Here is a 20,542-nt window from a genome sequence, read left to right as displayed (position 1 = left end):
TGATAGGCGGGGCGCGCCGCAACGGCGCGCCCCGTATCCTACCTCTATTGGTGAAGCACGACACCGCGCGGCGGCAAGGTATTGTCTATCCAGAAGCGGACGAAGGCCTCGGCGAACTGCCAGTAACCCGAGAGCGACGACGGTTTGGCCGCATAGGCGTTCGCGCCGGCCTTGTAGGACCGGAAGACGTCGCTCGGACTGGTGGATGACGTCAGCACGATGACCGGCACCACCGACGTGCCCTCATTGGTGCGAATGCGCTCCAGCAATTCCATCCCGTCGACGCCGGGCATCTTGATATCGAGCAGCACATAATCGAAGTGGTCGTTCTCAAGGCGCGCCACGGCCTCGTCTGCGTGGATGACATGGACGATATCGAGAGTGTCGTCGGTCTGCGAAAGGGCGCGTGTGACGAAACGCGCGTCGTGCACGTCGTCGTCCACCACAAGCAATCGCTTCGGTGACTTGGCCAACCCGGTCGCCTTATCTGGTTTTCCGCTTCCGTTTCGGAAGGGTCACCACAAATCGTGCGCCTTCGGTGAAGTCCGTGTCAAGATGGATCGATCCGTTGTGGCTTTCGGCGATCCGCTTGGCGAGCGCAAGGCCGATGCCAGTGCCGCCATAGGTGCTTTCGTCATGGTGCAGGCGCTGGAACAGTTCGAAGATACGGGTTGCGAACCGCGGGTCGATGCCGATGCCATTGTCCTCGACGACAAGCTCGACTTGCTGACCGACGGCGCGGCCGTTGACGCGCACGACCGGCCCGCGATCCGGGTGGCGGTACTTTATGGCATTGCCGATCAGGTTCTGAACGAGCCGGCGCAAAAGCTCCGGATCACCCTGTACCTTTGGCAGCGCACCGATTTCGAAGGCCACATTCGCCTCGCGGGCGTGGCCGCCCAGAACGCCCAGCGTATCGGCGACGATGTCGCTGATGTTAACATCGGACCAGGTGCTGATCTGATAGGCGATTTGCGAATAATCGAGCAGGCTGTCGATCACCCGGTTCATCCGCTTGGCGCTGTCGCGCAGATGGCGGGCGCTGGCTGAGACATCATCCTGGTTGCCGGCGGCCAGCTCGTCCTCGATCATCTCGGAGAACATCGAGATGTGCCGCAACGGAGCCTTCAGGTCATGGGAGACGGTCGCCGTGAACTGATCGAGTGCCTCGTTCTTGTGCTCAAGCTCCTGTCGCTGGCGCTCGAGCGCCAGTTCCGCGCGCTTCAGTTCAGTCACGTCGACGCGCAGGACGACCGTGTTTCCGTCCTTGGTCTTGATATTTTCCACCCTCAGCCACCGGTCGCCGGCGTAACGGTAGATCTTCGCCCTGTTGTCCGGTTGGCGAAAATCCTGCAGTCGATGGGCCACCCAAGCCTGCCAGTCCGGGCTGTCGGGTAAGGCCTCGGGATAGTGGCCCTCCTTCTGCGCAAGCAGAAGGATCTCTTCGGCGGTGATGCCAGGGCGAAGCAAGGGGCCGGCCGGACCGCAGATCGTCACATAGGCGCGATTGTAGACCAGCAGCCTCTCCTCGGCATCGAAGATCGCGAAACCTTCGGGCATGACGTCGAGTGCTGCGTCGAGCATGTCGGACGCCTGCTGTCTCTCAAGCACGGCTCTAGCGAGATCAGAGACATCGCGGATGATGCCGATCAGGGCCAGCTCCTGCCCGGCGGCATCGATGAGCGGTGTCGTGCGCAAATGGCCTGAGAACGTCGAGCCGTCGCGCCTGACGTAGGTGTAGGTCGAAGTGCGCGCGATCCTCTCGTCGACCCTTGCGGCGCGATTGCGCAGCCGCCTGTTGTATTCGTCGTCGTCAGAATAGATAAGTCGCGCCGGCTGGCCGATGAACGCACCAGCTGCATAGCCGAATTGGGCAAGTGCGGCCGGGTTGGCCGAGCGAATGATGCGCTCCGCGTCGAGGATGATCACCGGATCGGGAAAGGTCTCATAGAGCGCCTTGAAGACAAGCTCCTCGTCGAACGCCGTCACGCCCATCTCCCCCAGTCACGCACCCTTATATCAGCAGAAAAAAGGCCCGGCGAAAACCCGGGCCCGATGGTCTGTTCGAGAAGGTTGGGACGCTCAGTGCGCGCGCACGACGGCATCGCCCTGGGCGGCGAGAGCGGCCAGATCGGCCGGCTTCAGCTCGACTGATTCACCACAGCCGCAGGCGGACGTCTGGTTTGGATTGTTGAAGGTGAAGCCGGAGCGCAAGGCCGTCACCTCGAAATCCATCTGCGTGCCGAGCAGGTAAAGCACGGCCTCGGGAGCGACCCAGACCTTTGCACCCTGGTGTTCGATCAAGTCGTCCTTCAAATTGGGTTCGGTTACCAGATCGACGGCATATTCCATGCCGGCGCAGCCGCCCTTCTTGATGCCGACGCGGATTCCCAAAGCGTCGCCACCTGCATTTTCAACGATCGCCAGAACGCGGCCGGCAGCAGCATCGGTCAAGCTCATCACGGCAAAGCCCATCGGCTCTTTCTCCTTGTCGTCACCGGGGTAAAGGCCCGGCGCTTTCCAGAATCAAATGTAGTGTCCGCAGCTTAACGGATCAATACGGGACCCTCAGTACCAGCCGACGGCGACCTGGGCCTCCTCCGACATGCGGTCAGGCGTCCACGGCGGATCGAAGGTCATCGAAACCTCGACACCTGACACGCCTTCGACGGCGCCCACCGCATTTTCGACCCAGCCGGGCATCTCGCCGGCAACAGGGCAGCCGGGCGCCGTCAGTGTCATGTCGATCTTGACCATGCGGTCGTCCTCGATATCGATCTTGTAGATCAGGCCGAGTTCGAAAATATCCGCCGGGATTTCCGGGTCGTAAACCGTCTTCAGTGCGCCAATGATATCGTCGCTCAGACGTGCCAGTTCTTCGGCCGGGATTGCCGAATGCACGATGCCCTCGCGGACGTCGATCTTGTCTTCCATTGCATCCAGGCTCATGTCGGCCTCCTAGACTTTCTATTTCAGTTCAGATGCTTGAGTAGAAGTTCTGAACCATTTTTCAAACTCGATCAGGCGAAGAACTTGCGCGCGTAGTCGAGCGCATCCGCCAGAGCGTCCACTTCGGCCCGCGTATTGTAGAGGCCGAAGGATGCCCGGCATGTGGAGGTCACGCCGAAGCGTTTCAAGAGCGGCTGCGCACAATGCGTACCCGCCCGCACCGCAACGCCGGCGCGATCGATCACCATCGAGATATCATGGGAGTGAACACCGGCAATCTCGAAGGAGAAGATGCTGCCCTTGCCAGGCGCATCGCCAAACACCTTGAGCGAGTTGATCGCTGATAGACGCTCGCGCGCATAGGCGGTCAGATCTGCCTCGTGTTTCGTGATCGCCGCCCGGCCGATCTTTTCCATGTAGTCGAGAGCATAACCGAGCCCGATCGCCTGGACGATCGGCGGTGTGCCGGCTTCGAAACGATGCGGCGGATCGTTATAGGTGACGCGGTCTTCGGTCACTTCCTCGATCATTTCGCCGCCGCCCATGAAGGGTCGCATTTCCTTCAGGCGGTCCATCTTGCCGTAAAGCACGCCGATGCCGGAGGGGCCGTAGAGCTTGTGACCGGTCATCACGTACCAGTCGCAATCGATGTCCTGCACGTCGACCGGCGTATGAACGGCGCCCTGACTGCCGTCGACCAGCACCGGAATGCCGCGCTCGCGGGCGATGCGGCAGATCTCCTTGACCGGAACCACGGTGCCCAGAGCGTTCGACATATGGGTAATGGCGATGAGCTTTGTGCGCTCCGTCAGGCACTTGACGAAATCTTCGATATGGAATGCGCCGTCATCGTCGATCGGCGCCCAGACCAGCTTGGCGCCCTGGCGTTCGCGGATGAAATGCCACGGCACGATGTTGGAGTGGTGCTCCATGATCGACAGCACGATCTCGTCGCCCTCGCCCAGCTTCGGCATGCCGTAGCCATAGGCGACCGTGTTGATCGCCTCGGTCGAAGACTTGGTGAAGATGATGTTGTCGGCGGATGGTGCGTTCAGGAAGCGGCGCACTTTCTCGCGCGACGCCTCGTAGGCTTCGGTGGCCGCATTCGAGAGGAAATGCAGTCCGCGATGCACATTGGCGTATTCGTTGGCGTAGGCATGGGACACCGCGTCGATGACGACCTGCGGCTTCTGCGCCGATGCGCCGTTGTCGAGATAGACAAGCGGCTTGCCATAGACGGTCCGCGACAGGATCGGGAAATCCTTGCGGATCGCTTCGACGTCATAGGCTGGCACCGGCACAGTGTGTTCCATGTCTTTCAATCCAATCAGACGCGCCTGTCAGGCATGCTTCACGAGCCAGGTCGAGATTACGCCTTCCAGCGCCTCGACCAGCGGCTCGTCTTCGAGTTCCTCGACGATTTCGGCGACGAAGGCGTTGACGAGCATCGCCCGCGCCTTGTTTTCCGGGATGCCGCGCGCAAGCAGATAGAAGAGCTGCGTGTGGTCGATGTCGGTAACCGTCGCGCCGTGACCGCACTGCACGTCGTCGGCGAAGATCTCCAGCTCGGGCTTGGACGAAAGGTCGGCATCGTCCGAAAGAAGCAGCGTGTTGCACGCCATCCGCGCGTCGGTCTTCTGCGCGTCCTTGGCCACCAGGATCTTGCCCTGGAAGACGCCTTTGGCGCGATCGAAGACCACGTTGCGGATGATTTCCGTCGATGTGGTGTGCGGCACGTTGTGGCCAAGCGTGAAGGTCACGTCAGTGTGGCTTTCGCCGCCGAGCAGGTTGATGCCGCGCAGTTTGAAGTCGGCGCCTTCGCCGCTCGTCTTGCCGTGGATCTCCTGTCGCACCAGCTTGCCGCCGGCATTGATGACGAAAAGATACAGCTTGGCGTCCTTGGCGAGATCGAAGCGGATCTGGCCGAAATGCGTGTCGGCGACCCCCTGCTGCTGCAGGATGATCCAGATGATATCTGCGCCTTCGCCCACCGTCACGTCGTTGACTGTCGAGACCAGGCTCTCGCCGTCATCGGTCGACAGGTGGCGCTCGATCACGGTTGCCTTGGTGCCAGCACCGAAGGAAACCGGGAAGCGCGTATGCGCCTGGCCCATGCTCTGTACCAGCTGGATTTCGAGCGGATCTTCCAGCGCGGTGCCGTCTGCGATCGCAAGTTCCAGACCGCCGCGCACAAGGCCGCCATTGATGCGCCCGATCGCGTCGTCGGAGCCGAGCACGGCAAGGCCAGCGGCGGCAGAACCGTCGAGCAGGCTATCGGTATAGGAACGGATCGTTACGCCCTCAGGCGCATTACCCTTGAGGTCGGCATGGCCGTTGCGCATCGAAAGCACGGTCGAGCCGGCGACAAGTGCCTCGACGCGAGCGGCGAACGCCGTCGGATCGGCGGCAGGCACTGTCCGCAGCAGTGTGCGAAGGTCCGTATAGTGCCAGGATTCGACGCGGCGCGTCGGCAGGCCGGCCGTCCGCAGTTCGTGCACCAAGGTGTCACGAACCGACAGTACCGAGCCGTCGCCCGGCAGATCGCCGATCTGCGCGGTATAGGCATCGACGAGCGCCGTTTCGGCTGCCGTCATCTTGATTGCCTGTTGCATATTCATTCGAACACTCCTTCAACAGGCCCTAGGCCGCGGCCTCGATGAGGTCCGCGTAGCCGTTGGCTTCGAGTTCGTGTGCCAGCGTCTTGTCGCCCGACTTGATGACCTGTCCCTTGTAGAGCACGTGCACGGTGTCCGGAATGATGTAGTCGAGCAGGCGCTGGTAGTGGGTGATGACGATCACGGCGCGGTCGGGCGAACGCAGCGCGTTGACGCCGTCGGCAACGATCTTCAACGCATCGATGTCAAGACCGGAGTCTGTTTCGTCGAGCACGCACAGCTTCGGCTCGAGCAGAGCCATCTGCAGGATCTCGGCGCGCTTCTTTTCACCGCCGGAGAAGCCGACGTTCAGCGGACGGCGCAGCATCTCCGGCGCGATCTTCAGCTCGGCGGCGGCTTCCTTGACCCGACGCATGAAGTCCGGCGTCGTCATCTCGTCTTCGCCGCGATACTTGCGCTGCTCGTTCATTGCCACCTTCAGGAACTGCATGGTGGCAACGCCCGGGATTTCGACCGGGTACTGGAAGGCGAGGAAGATGCCCTTGGCCGCACGCTCGGAAGCCTCGAGCTCGAGGATGTTCTCGCCGTTGTAAAGGATCTCGCCTTCGGTGACTTCGTAGTCTTCGCGGCCAGACAGGATGTAGGACAGCGTCGACTTGCCGGAGCCGTTCGGACCCATGATGGCGGCGACTTCGCCGGCCTTCACGGTCAGGTTCAGGCCACGGATGATTTCAGTGCCGTCTTCGGCGATGCGTGCGTGCAGGTTCTTGATTTCAAGCATTTCTATCGTCCTCTTGGGAAACGAACGTCTGTTCGCGCGCAAAGCTGATGCGCGCCATTCAATATTCAGTTCAGGGCCTCAGCCGACCGAGCCTTCCAGCGAGATGCCGATCAGCTTCTGCGCTTCAACCGCGAATTCCATCGGCAGTTCCTGGATGACTTCCTTGACGAAGCCGTTGACGATCAGCGCGATCGCCGCCTCTTGCGGAATGCCGCGCTGCAGGCAGTAGAACAGCTGGTCCTCGGAGATCTTCGAGGTCGTCGCTTCGTGCTCGAACTGTGCCGTCGAGTTCTTTGCCTCGATATAGGGCACGGTGTGCGCGCCGCATTTGTCGCCGATCAGCAGCGAGTCGCACTGGGTGAAGTTGCGGGCGTTTTCGGCCTTGCGGTGGGCCGAAACCTGGCCGCGATAGGTGTTTTCCGAAACGCCGGCAGCAATGCCCTTGGAGATGATGCGGCTCGACGTGTTCTTGCCGAGGTGGATCATCTTGGTGCCGCTGTCGATCTGCTGGTGGCCGTTCGATACGGCGATCGAGTAGAACTCGCCGCGCGAGCCGTCACCGCGCAGGATGCAGGACGGGTACTTCCAGGTGATCGCCGAACCGGTTTCCACCTGGGTCCAGGAGATCTTGGAGTTCTTGCCGCGGCAATCGCCACGCTTGGTGACGAAGTTGTAGATGCCGCCCTTGCCCTGCTTGTCGCCGGGGTACCAGTTCTGGACCGTCGAATACTTGATCTCGGCTTCATCGAGAGCAACGAGTTCGACCACAGCCGCGTGCAGCTGGTTTTCGTCGCGCTGCGGCGCCGTGCAGCCTTCGAGGTAGGAAACGTAGGCGCTTTCTTCAGCGATGATCAGCGTGCGCTCGAACTGGCCGGTGTTCTTCTCGTTGATACGGAAGTAGGTCGACAGTTCCATCGGGCAGCGAACGCCCTTCGGCACGTAGACGAACGAGCCATCGGTGAAGACGGCGGAGTTGAGCGTCGCGTAGTAGTTGTCGGTCGGCGGAACGACGGAGCCGAGATACTTCTTGACGAGATCGGGATGTTCGCGGATCGCCTCGGAGATCGACATGAAGATCACGCCGGCCTTCTTCAGTTCTTCCTTGAAGGTCGTGACCACCGAAACGCTGTCAAACACGGCATCGACAGCAATCCTCGACTTCTGCACGCCGGCAAGGATTTCCTGTTCCTTCAGCGGGATACCGAGCTTCTCGTAAACCTTGAGAATTTCGGGATCGACTTCGTCAAGCGACTTCGGCCCCGTCGTGCCCTTCGGTGCGGCGTAGTAATAGATGTCGTTGAAGTCGATCTTCGGATAGCTGACGCGCGCCCAGCTGGGCTCTGTCATCGTCAGCCAACGGCGATAAGCCTCAAGACGCCATTCCAGCATCCATTCCGGTTCGCTCTTCTTGGCGGAGATGAAACGAATGATGTCTTCGGAAAGACCCTTCGGCGCCTTCTCGACTTCGATGGTCGTCTCAAATCCGTATTTGTACTGGTCCACGTCGATCTGACGGACCTGATCAATGGTCTCCTGCACGGCAGGCATGTCGTTCTCCAATCTTTCCGGATCCAAGGTCCGGTAGCTTGTCAACACGATGCGAACTTGGCGCACCGCTTATGTAATGGCTAAAAGGCGCTTTTCACCCCGTTTGCCAAGCGGAAAATTGCTTTTCCGCAATTTCGTTCAACCGCACGTGCTCATGCGGCTTGCCCCGTTGCGCGGCGCCTTGCCGCCACCTTGGCGAACACTGCCGCGCAACGCTCGATCTCCGCTTCCGTCGTGCCGGGCCCGATCGAGATGCGCAGTGCGCCCTGGCGCGGGTCATAGCCCATGGCCGTCAGCACGTGGCTCTGGCCGACCTTGCCGGACGAGCAGGCCGAGCCTGCCGAAAGTGCCACGCCTTCAAGATCGAAAGCGATCTGCCCCGTTTCCGCCTTCATACCAGGAAGCGTGAAGAAGGTGGTGTTGCCAACGCGCGAAACGTCGCGGCCGTGGATGACCACATCCGGCGCCGAGACCTGCATCTCCTGTTCCAGCCGGTCGCGAAGTGCCGCCACCGATGTCATTCGCTCCGTGAGATTATCGGCGGCTTTGCGCGCCGCCGCGGCAAAGCCTGCAAGTGCGACCGCATTCTCCGTGCCGGACCGATGGCCTTTCTCCTGGCCGCCGCCCCTGATCAATGGTGTCGGCATCATGATCTCTCCACGGGCGACAAGCGCGCCGGCCCCCTTGGGACCGCCGATCTTGTGCGAGGAGATGATGAGAAAATCCGCGCCCAATGCTTCGATTGAAAGCGGCAGTCGTCCGGCGGCCTGCACCGCGTCGACGACCAGAATGCCGCCATGGCCTCGAACAATCTCCGCAATCTCGGCAACAGGCTGAACGATGCCGGTTTCGTTGTTGACCAGCATCACCGCCACCATTGGCAACCCGCTTTCGCGGTCATATGCATCCAGGAGTTCGCGCAGTGCCTCCAGATCGGCGACGCCGGCGGCGGTCACCGGGATTTCCGAAACGTTCTCGCGCCCAAACCGCCCGCCTTCGCGCACGGCCGGATGTTCGATAGCCGATGCATAGAGCCGGCCGATCTTCAGCGGCGTCCGGCCCATGCGGAAATCGGGCGTCAGCACCATGTTGGCTGCTTCGGTCGCACCGCTGGTAAAGATCACGCTTGCCGCCTTGGCGCCGCAAAGGGCAGCCACGTCGCGGCGGGCATTTTCGATCAGCGTGCGGATCGTCCGGCCCTCGCCATGGACCGAGGAAGGGTTGCCGACCAGGTCGAGCGCAGACAGGCACGCGTCGCGCGCTTCGGCAAGAAGCGGCGCCGTGGCGTTCCAGTCCATATAGATGCGCGAGCTCGACATAATTTCCTTCGCTAGAACAATAGACTCATCGCCGACAACCACCGACGGTGCATTTTCCTTGAATTTTCCGCCTCGCTTGCCTTATGAGACGAAACACACGGCGGAATGCCCGCACAGAAGTTTTGAACGGTTCTAAACTAGGTTTTAGAAAAGCTGAGTGCTTTCGTCAAGACTCATCGCGATCCGAAACCAAGATTCGAACCAGGAACACCCCCGGAGAGCCAATGCCCGAAATTATCTTCAACGGACCTGCCGGCCGCCTCGAAGGCCGCTATCAGCCTTCGAAGCAGAAGAGCGCCCCGATCGCCATCATCCTGCACCCGCACCCGCAGTTCGGCGGCACGATGAACAACCAGATCGTCTACCAGCTTTTCTACATGTTCCAGAAGCGCGGCTTTACGACGCTGCGTTTCAACTTCCGGGGCATCGGCCGTAGCCAGGGTGAATTCGATCACGGGGCCGGCGAACTGTCGGATGCGGCATCGGCGCTCGACTGGGTGCAGAGCCTGCATCCTGATTCGAAGAGCTGCTGGGTTGCCGGCTATTCCTTCGGCGCCTGGATCGGCATGCAGCTCCTGATGCGCCGCCCGGAAATCGAAGGGTTCATGGCCGTCGCTCCGCAGCCCAATACCTATGACTTCTCGTTCCTGGCGCCCTGCCCGTCTTCCGGTCTGATCATCAACGGTGATTCGGACAAGGTGGCGCCAGAGAAGGACGTGAACGGACTTGTCGAAAAGCTGAAGGCACAGAAGGGTATTCTCATCACCCACAAGACCGTGCCGGGAGCCAACCACTTCTTCAACGGCCAGGTCGAAGGCCTGATGGCGGAATGCGAGGATTATCTCGACCGTCGCCTCAACGGCGAACTGACGCCGGAACCGGCTGCCAAGCGCATCCGCTGATGCCGATGCGGGCGGCTCTCAAGGCCGCCCGATCCATTGTGGGACCGTTGGGTTGACCACATTCTGCGGCACCGCGGCGCATTCTACCCGGTTGCGCCCGTTTTCCTTTGCTGCATAGAGCGCCTTGTCTGCCCGCTGCATCGCCTGTTCGAGCGGTTCAGCCTTTGCAACGGCCGCAACACCGAAGCTCGCGGTCACTCTCGCCTGCTCCGCAAGGCCGTCGATCTTCTGCGACATCATCGCAGCGCGCATTCCGTGCGCGACCACCCGCGCCTCTTCCAGGTCGGTGGACGGCAGGAACACTGCAAATTCTTCGCCGCCAAGACGACTGGCAACCGCGCGGTTGGGCATGACATCCTTCAGGACCCGCGCAAACCGACGGATCACCTCGTCGCCCGTGTGATGACCGTAGCTGTCGTTCACCAGTTTGAAACGGTCGAGGTCGGCCAGAATCAACGTGCCCGGCAGGCGGCCTTCGCGCAGTTGGAGCATTGGGATGACACGCTCGGTGAAGCCGCGCCTGTTGTAGAGCCCGGAAAGCAGGTCGATTTCCGAGCGTGCACGCGCGTCGTCGACGATCTCCTTGACCATGACGCCGAGCATGGCAAGGCCGGTGCTAACGATCAGCATGGCGCCAAGCGCCTGGGAAATCAGCGCGAACGGGCTCGATACATAATCCTGAGCCGTTGCCCCGGAGCCGGCTGCCACAGCGGCATAGACTTTCAGGAGATAGTAGCAAGAGGTCAGTACCAGCAGCGAGAGCAGGATCCAGTCTGCCGCCGAGCGCCGTTCGGAGCGGATGACGACTGATGCCGAGCACGCCTGAATGACGAAGAACGGCAACTGATAAAGTGCCGCATGCTGCAGCGTTCCTCTCGGCAGGTCGTATATGCCCAGGTCGAGCGCCACTGAGGCCAGGAAGAACGCGACAAGAACCTGCCAGTTGGCCGGCACGCGATAGAACAGACCGAGGCCGAAGCGCAACAGACAGAAACCGGCGAGCACACTCGCGAATGCACTGATGGCGAAAAAACGAGGGAAGGATGTAAACGGCACGACGGCTTCGAACACCGCCGCGAACGACGCAACGGCAAACCCGCCCGCGCAATAGAGCGCGGCGCGTCTGGACCGGCTCTTCGCGGCTATCACAAGAAATGCTGCAGTGAATATCTGGGCGATGATGAAGTTCACAGCCAGCAGAGAAATCGCACCACCCATCGACGGAACCCGAATTGTCTATTGCTACGGCAAGGCCGCTTGGTGCCGCCTCATGTGACAGCGCCGGACGATACTATCGGCGGCGGGCGAAAAATTGATTAATCGATCAAAATGTGCGGCGCTGACGCTTCCTGCTGTCACGCGGGCGTATGTGATGCCCATTTTCCACCGGTCAGCGGTTGGCGCACGCCGGTCGTGCCTGGATAGGTCAGGGGTAGCCCTCGGTGCGACCGTACCGCAAGATAGGCCCAGGCCTCGGCTTCCATCGAATCGCCGTTGAAGCCGATCGCCTCGGCCGCGAGCACGTCTGCACCATGGATCTTCGCCTGGGATGCCAGATCCCGCATGATCACCGGATTGAGCCTGCCGCCGCCGCAAACGATGTAGGTTGCAGGCGCAGAAGGCAGGTGACCGGCCGATTTGACGATCGCGGCGGCCGTGACATAGGCGAGCGTGCGCGCACCGTCTTCGAGATTGGCGTCTTTTCCCTGTGGCGGCGCGAAATCGTTGCGATCGAGCGAACGGCGCTTTTCTGCCGAAAAGAAGGGGTTGAGCAGATAGCGTTCGGCGAGATCCGGCAGCACGCTGCCTTCGCTGGCGATCATGCCGCCCTGGTCAAAGGGAATGCCGGCATGTGCCTCCACCCATTGATCGATCAGCGTGTTGCCGGGGCCGCTGTCGTAGGCAACCAGTCCGTCGTCCGATCCGATGAACGTCAGATTTGAGATGCCGCCGATGTTGACGAAGACGACCGGCGCAACCAGTTCGCCATTCGCTGCGGCGCTTCGGGCAAGCGCCGCGTGATAGACGGGAATGAGCGGTGCGCCCTGGCCGCCGTGCTCCATGTCGTTGGCGCGCATGTCATAGACCACATCGATGCCCGTTTCGCGGGCGAGCAGCGCCCCGTCGCCGATCTGGACGGTCAAGCCGTCGTCTGGCCGGTGAAGCACCGTCTGACCGTGAAAGCCAAGGACATCAACACTTTCGTGCAAGATGTTGTTATGCTGGAGAAAGGTTCGAACCGCCTCGACATGCCTGAGTGTCAGTTCCCGTTCGAGATCGGCCAGGATGCCTGGCCGTTGCCCGCGGCTTGCGATCGACTTTGCGTCTTCGAGACCCTGCTTCAGCCGGTCGCGGAAGCGGGCGTCGTAGGTGTATCCGGCCGAAGGCCCCCGTTCGACAATCGCGTCGCCGTCGGTATGCAGCAGCGCCACGTCGATCCCGTCCATGCTCGTCCCGCTCATCAAGCCGACCGCGGTCATGATCTTGCCCATGCATTCCTCCAAGGCGTTGTCTGTCTACATAGCAAAATCATCGGCCAAGCAAAGACGTGCACTTTTGCCCAAACAGTGCTAAACGCCGCGCGCAGACGTTCTACCCAGCCGAAAGAGACAGGTCATGTCCGAGTTCAAGTCCGATTTCCTCCACACCCTCAGCGAGCGTGGTTTCATCCATCAGAGTTCGGATGACGCCGGCCTCGACCAGTTGTTCCGGACGGAGACCGTGACTGCCTATATCGGCTTTGACCCGACGGCGCCGAGCCTTCACGCCGGCGGCCTCATTCAGATCATGATGCTGCACTGGCTGCAGGCGACCGGTCACCAGCCGATCTCGCTGATGGGCGGCGGCACCGGCATGGTTGGCGACCCCTCCTTCAAGGACGAGGCACGCCAGCTGATGACGCCGGCGACGATCGACGCCAATATTGCCAGCATCAAGACGGTGTTTTCGAACTACCTCACCTACGGCGACGGCCCCAAGGACGCGCTGATGATCAACAACGCCGACTGGCTGCTTGGCATCAACTACCTTGAATTCCTGCGCGACGTCGGCCGCCACTTCTCGGTCAACCGCATGCTGTCGTTCGACAGCGTCAAGATGCGGCTTGATCGCGAACAATCGCTGTCGTTCCTCGAGTTCAACTACATGATCCTGCAGGCCTACGATTTCGTCGAACTGCACAAGCGTACCGGCTGCCGGCTGCAGATGGGTGGGTCCGATCAGTGGGGCAACATCGTCAACGGTCTCGACCTTGGCCACCGCATGGGAACGACGCAGCTTTACGCCCTCACCTCGCCGCTGCTGACGACATCGTCGGGCGCGAAGATGGGCAAGTCGGTCAATGGCGCCATCTGGCTGAACCCGGACATGCTGTCGGCCTACGATTTCTGGCAGTACTGGCGCAACACCGAGGACGCCGACGTTTCGCGTTTCCTCAAGCTCTACACGACGCTGCCGATGGCGGAGATCGCGCGGCTTTCGCAGCTCGGCGGCTCGGAGATCAACGAGGTCAAGAAGATCCTTGCGACCGAGATCACCGCCATGCTGCACGGCCGCGCCGCTGCCGAGCAGGCGGCAGAGACGGCCCGCAAGACCTTCGAGGAAGGTGCTGTCTCGGAAAACCTGCCGTCGATCGATGTGCCCGCATCCGAGCTCGAGGCCGGCATCGGCCTGCTGACGCTCGTCGTGCGCGCAGGACTTGCCTCATCGAACGGCGAGGCCCGCCGTCACGTTCAGGGTGGTGCCGTGCGCATCAATGACGAGGCCGTCAGCGACGAACGCCGCCTGATTGGCAGCGGTGACGTGACCTCGGATGGCATCGTCAAGCTGTCGCTCGGCAAGAAGAAGCACATCCTGATTCGCCCTGCTTAAGTCAGGCATCAATCAGACCATGTCGAAGGCCGGCCATTGCGCCGGCCTTTTTATTGAAACTCGAAAATGCTGCGGAAGACCCCGGGCGCGATGATCGAAAGCGGATTGATCGTCAGCTTCGGCTGGTTGAACGGGCCATTGAGCTTGAAGGTGATGCCGAGCAGGCCGCGGTCACGGCCATTGCCGAGCAGGACGCCGATCAACGGCAACTCGCCGAAAATCCGGTTCAAGCCGTAGGCGGGCATGAAGGTGCCGGTCATGTCCATGATGCCGTTGCCGTCGCGCACGGTTCCCTGGAAGGTCGCGCCGACATCGGTCCCCCTGAGGACGCCGCCATCGACGCGGATGGCGCCGCGATCAAGCGCAAGCTGGGCGAAGCCGCGTTCGAAGCGTGCGGTGCTGACGTCGATGTCACGGCGGACCGCCTGATTGAGGCTTCGCCCGTCCTGTCCCGCCGGCGTCGACACCATCGACTGCAGGCGTTGTTCGCCGACGAGCGAGAACTTGCGGATATCGATCGAGCCGCGCCACGACCGGCCGCCGCGATCGCGCAGCTTCAGGTTCAAGAGACCGCCGCGCATGTTGCTGTAGATATCTGCAAAGCGAGCAAGCGAACCGGCGTCGCCAGTGGTCAGCTCAAGCGTGTTGTCGGCGCCCGATTTGGCTAGCCGCGCTACCACCGCCTGGCCGCTGCCGGTCACCGCCGACAGGTTGATGTCTTCGATCTGTTGGCCCCGTTCCGAATACACCAGATTCACATTCGACAGCACTTCGCCGTTGAAGCCGGCGACGCGACCGAGCTGGCCCTGGATGGTAATGTCGTCACCGCTGCCGCCGTTGCCGTTCGCGCCGCTCTTCATCTGGGCAAGGATCGGACGAATGTCGGCCGAAGTACCGCTCAGCGTGACGACATGGATGCCCTTGTGGCGATCGATGACAACGTTGAAATCGTCGCCCTGCGCCAGGCGGACATTGCTGAGTTTTGCGTTGACTATGCCGGCGTCATCGACCTGCAGGGTGCCGCGCGCGCCGAAACCGTCGCCGGCGATCGCAAAGTCCTTGATGGTTGTGACGCTGTCGCTGATATCGGATGTGAAGCGCACCTCGGCGGGAATACCGGCGCCTTTGTTCCAGCCGATCCAGGGCAGCGAGAGTTTTGCCCTGGTCAGATCGATGGTGGCATGCTGCATATCAGCTTCATCGATCACCAGATCGACGTTCATCGGCCCGAAGATGATCTTCGACAGGCCAGGCATCAGCTTCTCTCGGGCTGCATCATCGAGTGTGCCGCTGATTTCGCGTTTGCGCTTGACCTTCGATTTGCTGTCGACCGGTTCGGTGAGCGCGATCTTGACCTTTGCGCCTTCAACAACCGCATTGGCATCGAGAACCGCCTGCTCGTTGTCGACCCGGAACGTGCCGGAAAGATTGGAGACGTCACGCCCGGAGATCGGGCGCGTGACAGTGACGTCATCGAGTTGCATTTCCACTTGCCAGAGAGGCGGCGGTGGGTGCTGGTCGGTGACGAGGCCAAAGCGCGCTCCGACCTGTGCGGTCAGCGGACCGGTAAAGTCGCCGGGAACGAACGGTGTCTTTTGCAACGCCTGTATCGGCTTGTAGGTGACGAGCTCGGCGATCGCGTCGGCCTGACCGCCAACTTCGATCTTCATCTCAGCGATCAGCGGTTTGGTGTAGACATCGGGAATGATGAAATCGCCACCATTGAGCGCGACGGATCGGCCAGAGGGGAAGTAGGCGGCTCCCTGCTTGACGCCCACTTCCATGCGCTGGCCGCTCAGCTTGAACGTGCCCGACGTGTCGCGCAGCGGTGGAATCTCGCCGGCAATATTGACGCGCGTATCGTCGATGTTGAACGTGATGTTCAGTTCTTTTTCGCCGAGCTTCAGCTCGCCTTCGTTCTCGGCTATCCGCCCCTCTGCCACCGAAACTTCGATGCGCGCATCGGTGACTGTGCCGCCGAAGAGATTGCCTATCGCCCACCGGCGGGCGCCCTTGGCAAGCCACCATGGCCAGAGCTGCTTGACCGCGGTCGGCTCCATGCGATCGCTGACCGCGGCAAAGCTCACCTGCGGCGAGGTCTTGCCGAAGGCGACCGAAAGCGAACCGAACATGGAACCGAGCGGGCTGGAAACGGCGAGCTGATCGAAGATCAGGCGGTGGCGCGCATCAGAGGTGAAGCGGCCGCTCGCCTTCGCGTCGAAGATCAAAGGGCGCTCCGCAATGTCCTCCGGCGCAGAGCTGGCATTCCTGAACAGGAGATCGATGGCAAAGCCCTGGTCGGTTGCACCTGTGATCTTGTCAAGGTCCTTCACTGCACCGGTAAACGGGAAGATCGAGCGGCCGATGTTCACGGTCGATGGCAGGATTTCGACCGATGCGCGTTCGAAGTCATAGGCGATATCCATCTGGGAGGGATTGATTGCCGAGACGAGGCCGCCGGCGTGGAATGCCCCTTGCGAGCTCCTGACGGCAACGCGAAGATCGGGCTTGGCGCCTTCAGCGGCGCGCGTTGCCGCGAGCGTCAGTCCCGCCGTTGCGTCGATGCCGAAGGCCGCCTCCTTGCCGAAGGGGCCGTGATAGAAGAAGGGCTTCAACGGAACGTTCGAGATCGCGGCTTCGAAACCCGACACATGACCTTTTGCACCAAGAGCGTTGGCGCTGAGATCGACATCGACACCATCGACGGCAACGCTGCCTTTGACGTGCATCGAGCCATCGGCATCACGATTGAACTCCAGTTCCCTTGCATCGACCGGCACGACGCGGTCACGCGCGCCGGCGACGGTGAAGGAGAAATTGGAAAGCAAGACCGTCTGGTCACCGCGCCCCGCCGCCATCTGTGATATGCGGTCGACATGGGCAAATAGCTGCTCCAGCGCGTCGCCCACGTCGGCGATCTTGATTTTCGTGAGGTCGATCGGCTCGCCGCGTGGCAGGAGGCCTGTGTCGAAATCGCCGCCCTCCGCTTCAAGGCGTGAAACCGCGATCCGGCCCGTCAACAGTGCTAGAGGGTCGAGGGCAATGGATATCGAACTCAACTTTGCGACGGGCTGGCCGGATGTGGTTTCGCTCAGCGCCACTTCCCGCGCCTTCAGCGCCAGTGCACCGTTTGAGGTCATGCGAACGACGGTGCTGCCGACCTCGGCGCGATAGGCACCGCCGAGCGCCGCGTTCAGCGCCGTGCGGGCGCGCGCATTGAGCGTGCCGTCGATAGCCCCGCTCTCGACGACGGCGATCAGGCTGGCTGCGATGATGAAGGCAAGCAGAAAGCCGCAAACCGCAATCTTGCTGAGAAAACGCAGGATCCCGCGTTTGTGTGGCGCATGCACGATGACGGGTTCGTGTGCCTGCGCTGAGGGCAACGCATGCAACGCGACGATGTCTTTCTTGCGAAAGCCGACTTTTTCGCCGCGGATCTCACTCATCGGCGCGGACGCCCTCCGGTTCAGTACGGGAAAGCCCGCCGCTCCCGTCGATGCATCATGCGGCAACGGGTCGACGGATCATTTTCACCGTCACGTAGACCACATCTGGCCGGACGGTGTCATCACGTCTTACCGACCATGCTGTGGAAAGCATTCACACATCCGCGGGTTTCGCGTGTGTGGATGCCGGGCAAAGGGTCCTATCGACGCAACCCGTCCGGAACCTGTCAAATCTAGCACAAATCCGCTGGACGGAGGTCGCTGATTCTCGATATGCCCTAGCCGGCGATTGTCCGCAAAACTTGGCGCAAGGAAGGTTTATTCATGGCAGGCCTTACTCCCGGAGATCTCGCTCCCGACTTCACGCTTCCCCGTGACGGCGGCGGTACGATCGCGCTTTCGGCCCTGCGCGGGCGCCCGGTCGTGTTGTTCTTCTACCCGAAGGACGACACCAAAAGTTGCACGCTGGAGGCGATCTCCTTCACCGAACTTGCCCCGGAATTTGCCGCCGCAGGCGTCGAGCTGATCGGGATATCACCCGATTCGGTGAAACGTCACGACCGCTTCGCCAAGAAACATGACTTGGCGGTAACGCTTGCTGCCGACGAGGAGAAGTCCGTCATCAACGCCTACGGCCTCTGGGTGGAAAAGAGCCTTTACGGCCGCAAATATATGGGCGTTGAACGCAGCACCTTCCTCATTGCCACCGACGGCCGGATCGCGCGCGTCTGGGAAAAGGTCAAGGTTAATGGCCACGCCAACGAAGTGCTCGAGGCCGCCAAGGAGCTCTGAGTGAAAAACGAAGAGACCGAGATGACGACGCTTCCCACGTTCCACAGCCTGCGCGGCGCCGCTGTCGAGGCGATCAGCGCTGCGCATCTCGCCGTCAAGACTGAGCTGGCGCAGGAAGCCGCCCGGCGCTGGCAGCGCCGTACCCTGTCGCTGCGCTCGCCGCTCGACCGCCCGGTTCCGCTGCGGCCGGGTCGGCCGGAAAAGCCTGTTCTGACGCCACCGACGCAGGTGAAGAAGCGCTCGCTCGGCTCGCTCAAGGGGCGGATCGCGCTCTTGCATTCGATTGCCCATATCGAACTCAATGCCGTCGACCTCGCGCTCGATATCGTCGCACGCTTCGCGTCCGAATCCGTACCGAACTCGTTTTTCGATGGATGGATGAAGGTTGCAGTCGAAGAGGCCAAGCACTTCCGCATGGTTCGCCAGCGCCTGAACGACCTTGGCGCCGACTATGGCGACCTGCCTGCCCATGACGGACTTTGGCAGGCGGCGCACGACACACGCAACGACCTGACCGCCAGGCTTGCCGTCGTCCCGCTGATCCTGGAGGCGCGCGGGCTCGACGTGACACCGGCCCTGCAGGCGCGCATGCGCGAGACCGGAGACTTTGAGACGGCCGCGGTGCTCGACGTCATCTACGAGGACGAGAAAGGCCATGTGGCGGTCGGTGCCAAATGGTTCCGCTTCCTCTGCGCGCGCGAAAGAAAGGATCCGGCGGCAACGTTTCAGCAGCTTGTCCGCGCCAATTTTCGCGGCCCGCTCAAGGCGCCGTTCAACGACATTGCCCGGGCGGAAGCCGGCCTCACTCCATCCTTCTACCGCTCGATGACCGCGTCGACCAATCTCTCGTAGTGCGAGCATTCAACCAAATATTAACCCTAACGAAGTGTAATGCCCGTCAAGCAGTGCGAGACAATTCGCAGATGGCGGGAGTGGTGGAGTGTCTGAACGTTCGGCAAATCGCACCTTCGGAAAGCGCGCGCAGAATCACGTCTTGATCCTGGCGAGCGGTGACAAGGTCCGCCATATGACCGTGCGTCCGTGGATGGCGGCCCTTGCCGTTTCCGCAGCCGGCGTTTTCAGCATCGGTTACCTCGCCGCCACATCCTACCTCGTTCTTCGCGACGATCTGATCGGTGGCACGATTGCCCGTCAGGCACGCATGCAGCACGAATACGAAGACCGAATCACTGCGTTGCGGGCCCAGGTCGATCGCGTTACGAGCCGACAGTTGCTTGATCAGCAGGTGGTCGAAGAGAAGGTCGAAAAACTGCTTGAGCAACAGCAGGCGCTTTCCTCTCGCAACGGCAAACTTGGTGCGTTGATCGAACGGGCGGAAAATTCCGGCCTGTCGACCGATTTCACCCAGCCGGCAGAGGTTGAACCCCTCGCCCACGAAAAACGTGCCGACGCCACCGGCGGCGTTCAGGCGATCGAAAAGTTGATGGGGCTGAGCGGTGTGCAAGGTGCTGCGCCTGCCCGTATCGCCGCCCTTGCCTATGCCCGGCCCGCGTCAGGCGAAAGCACCTCCGACCGCGCCGATCGGCTCTTTTCGAAAGTGACGCTCTCGCTGAAGGATGTCGAGCGCGACCAGATGGAACGGCTCGAGCAACTGACCGATGGGGCAGCAAGGACGTCTGAGGCGATCCGCAGGATCGTCGGTCGCACAGGTGTTGCCCTGTCGAAGAATGACGTCGCGGAGTTGGCGCCATCCGATGAGACCACAGCTTCGACGAATGCGGCAATTGGCGGCCCTTTCGTCGAGCCCGTGAACGACGACGGCTTCGGCCGGTCGCTTGCCGCGCTCGACTCGGCCCTTGTCGAGCTTGAGCGGACCCGGGCTCAGGTCCGCGAACTGCCATTCGGCAACCCGTCGCCGGCGAGCGATATCACCAGCGACTTCGGCAACAGGCTCGATCCCTTTCTCGGCCGCTTGGCGCTGCACGCAGGCATCGACTTTCGTGCCACGGTTGGCACCCGCATCCGTGCGGCGGCTCCGGGCACCGTCACCAATGCCGGCCTGACGGGTGGCTATGGAAACATGGTCGAGATCGATCATGGCAACGGCGTTGCCAGCCGCTACGCCCATCTCTCGACGGTTTTGGTCAAGGTCGGTGACAGGATCAAGGCCGGTGATGTCGTCGGCAAATCCGGCAACACCGGGCGCTCGACGGGCCCGCACCTGCATTATGAGATCCGGCTGAACGGTCAGGCGGTTGATCCCATGCGGTTTCTCAACGCTGGCAGCAAGCTCGCCAGCTATATGAAATGAGCGCTGCGCCGGCCTGCCCGGCCGCTGCTACTTGACAAGAAACGCAAC

17 protein-coding genes are annotated in these 20,542 nt (G+C 61.5%); 5 read left to right on the top strand and 12 right to left on the bottom strand.

All coding sequences use genetic code 11. From position 1 onward, the window contains the following. Positions 1 to 44: 44 nt before the first annotated feature. The 9 genes from BC363_RS26385 to BC363_RS26345 all read right to left on the bottom strand — a co-directional run bounded on the left by BC363_RS26385 (position 45) and on the right by BC363_RS26345 (position 9,212). On the bottom strand, positions 45 to 473 hold the full coding sequence (locus BC363_RS26385) for a response regulator (RefSeq protein ID WP_065780252.1): 429 nt from the start codon (positions 471 to 473) through the stop codon (positions 45 to 47). Between the two features lie 10 nt (positions 474 to 483). Then, positions 484 to 1,989: an ATP-binding protein gene (locus tag BC363_RS26380; protein WP_065793339.1), complete on the bottom strand. Its 1,506-nt coding sequence runs from the start codon at positions 1,987 to 1,989 to the stop codon at positions 484 to 486. A gap of 93 nt (positions 1,990 to 2,082) precedes the next feature. Further along, the gene (gene sufA / locus BC363_RS26375; protein ID WP_065780248.1) at positions 2,083 to 2,475 is read right to left on the bottom strand and encodes a Fe-S cluster assembly scaffold SufA; all 393 of its coding nucleotides are present in this window, start codon (positions 2,473 to 2,475) and stop codon (positions 2,083 to 2,085) included. 93 nt (positions 2,476 to 2,568) lie between these two features. Beyond that, positions 2,569 to 2,949 (bottom strand): SUF system Fe-S cluster assembly protein, encoded by a 381-nt coding sequence (locus BC363_RS26370; RefSeq protein ID WP_065780246.1) that lies wholly within the window; start codon positions 2,947 to 2,949, stop codon positions 2,569 to 2,571. Positions 2,950 to 3,020: 71 nt separating this feature from the next. After that, positions 3,021 to 4,262, bottom strand: a complete 1,242-nt coding sequence (locus BC363_RS26365; protein ID WP_065780244.1) for a cysteine desulfurase — start codon at positions 4,260 to 4,262, stop codon at positions 3,021 to 3,023. Between the two features lie 27 nt (positions 4,263 to 4,289). Further along, entirely contained in the window at positions 4,290 to 5,567 is a 1,278-nt protein-coding gene (gene sufD / locus BC363_RS26360) for a Fe-S cluster assembly protein SufD (protein ID WP_065780242.1), read from the bottom strand. Between the two features lie 22 nt (positions 5,568 to 5,589). Then, positions 5,590 to 6,345 (bottom strand): Fe-S cluster assembly ATPase SufC, encoded by a 756-nt coding sequence (sufC, locus tag BC363_RS26355; RefSeq protein WP_065780240.1) that lies wholly within the window; start codon positions 6,343 to 6,345, stop codon positions 5,590 to 5,592. A gap of 78 nt (positions 6,346 to 6,423) precedes the next feature. After that, a complete protein-coding gene (gene sufB / locus BC363_RS26350) occupies positions 6,424 to 7,893 on the bottom strand; it encodes a Fe-S cluster assembly protein SufB (protein WP_065780238.1) in 1,470 nt (489 codons plus the stop codon). A gap of 152 nt (positions 7,894 to 8,045) precedes the next feature. Further along, the gene (locus BC363_RS26345; protein WP_065780236.1) at positions 8,046 to 9,212 is read right to left on the bottom strand and encodes a cysteine desulfurase family protein; all 1,167 of its coding nucleotides are present in this window, start codon (positions 9,210 to 9,212) and stop codon (positions 8,046 to 8,048) included. A gap of 224 nt (positions 9,213 to 9,436) precedes the next feature. On the opposite strand from BC363_RS26345, the gene BC363_RS26340 reads away from it, so the two are divergent. Then, a complete protein-coding gene (locus tag BC363_RS26340) occupies positions 9,437 to 10,114 on the top strand; it encodes an alpha/beta hydrolase (RefSeq protein WP_025427123.1) in 678 nt (225 codons plus the stop codon). An 18-nt stretch (positions 10,115 to 10,132) separates the two neighbouring features. Here the strand turns inward: BC363_RS26340 and BC363_RS26335 are convergent, their stop codons facing one another. Further along, positions 10,133 to 11,332, bottom strand: coding sequence for a GGDEF domain-containing protein (locus tag BC363_RS26335; RefSeq protein ID WP_065780234.1), 1,200 nt, complete (start codon positions 11,330 to 11,332; stop codon positions 10,133 to 10,135). Between the two features lie 137 nt (positions 11,333 to 11,469). Beyond that, positions 11,470 to 12,606 (bottom strand): anhydro-N-acetylmuramic acid kinase, encoded by a 1,137-nt coding sequence (locus BC363_RS26330; RefSeq protein ID WP_065780232.1) that lies wholly within the window; start codon positions 12,604 to 12,606, stop codon positions 11,470 to 11,472. A 124-nt stretch (positions 12,607 to 12,730) separates the two neighbouring features. Here BC363_RS26330 and tyrS point away from each other — a divergent pair, with 124 nt between their 5' ends. Further along, complete coding sequence (gene tyrS / locus BC363_RS26325) at positions 12,731 to 13,984, top strand: tyrosine--tRNA ligase (RefSeq protein WP_065780230.1); 1,254 nt, start codon at positions 12,731 to 12,733, stop codon at positions 13,982 to 13,984. Between the two features lie 50 nt (positions 13,985 to 14,034). Here the strand turns inward: tyrS and BC363_RS26320 are convergent, their stop codons facing one another. Then, positions 14,035 to 17,430: a DUF3971 domain-containing protein gene (locus tag BC363_RS26320; protein WP_065780228.1), complete on the bottom strand. Its 3,396-nt coding sequence runs from the start codon at positions 17,428 to 17,430 to the stop codon at positions 14,035 to 14,037. Positions 17,431 to 17,754: 324 nt separating this feature from the next. Between BC363_RS26320 and BC363_RS26315 the strand changes: the two genes are divergently transcribed. The 3 genes from BC363_RS26315 (at position 17,755) to BC363_RS26305 (ending at position 20,494) form a co-directional block, all read left to right on the top strand. Then, positions 17,755 to 18,222 (top strand): peroxiredoxin, encoded by a 468-nt coding sequence (locus tag BC363_RS26315; RefSeq protein ID WP_065780226.1) that lies wholly within the window; start codon positions 17,755 to 17,757, stop codon positions 18,220 to 18,222. A gap of 21 nt (positions 18,223 to 18,243) precedes the next feature. Further along, entirely contained in the window at positions 18,244 to 19,074 is an 831-nt protein-coding gene (locus tag BC363_RS26310; RefSeq protein ID WP_065780373.1) for a ferritin-like domain-containing protein, read from the top strand. 88 nt (positions 19,075 to 19,162) lie between these two features. After that, the gene (locus BC363_RS26305) at positions 19,163 to 20,494 is read left to right on the top strand and encodes a M23 family metallopeptidase (RefSeq protein WP_065780224.1); all 1,332 of its coding nucleotides are present in this window, start codon (positions 19,163 to 19,165) and stop codon (positions 20,492 to 20,494) included. Positions 20,495 to 20,542 lie beyond the last annotated feature (48 nt).

This window comes from Ensifer sp. LC384, assembly GCF_001695865.1.
Classification (GTDB): Bacteria; Pseudomonadota; Alphaproteobacteria; order Rhizobiales; family Rhizobiaceae; genus Ensifer.
Note: the sequence above shows the minus strand (reverse complement) of the source record. Positions and strands in the feature narration are given on the sequence as shown.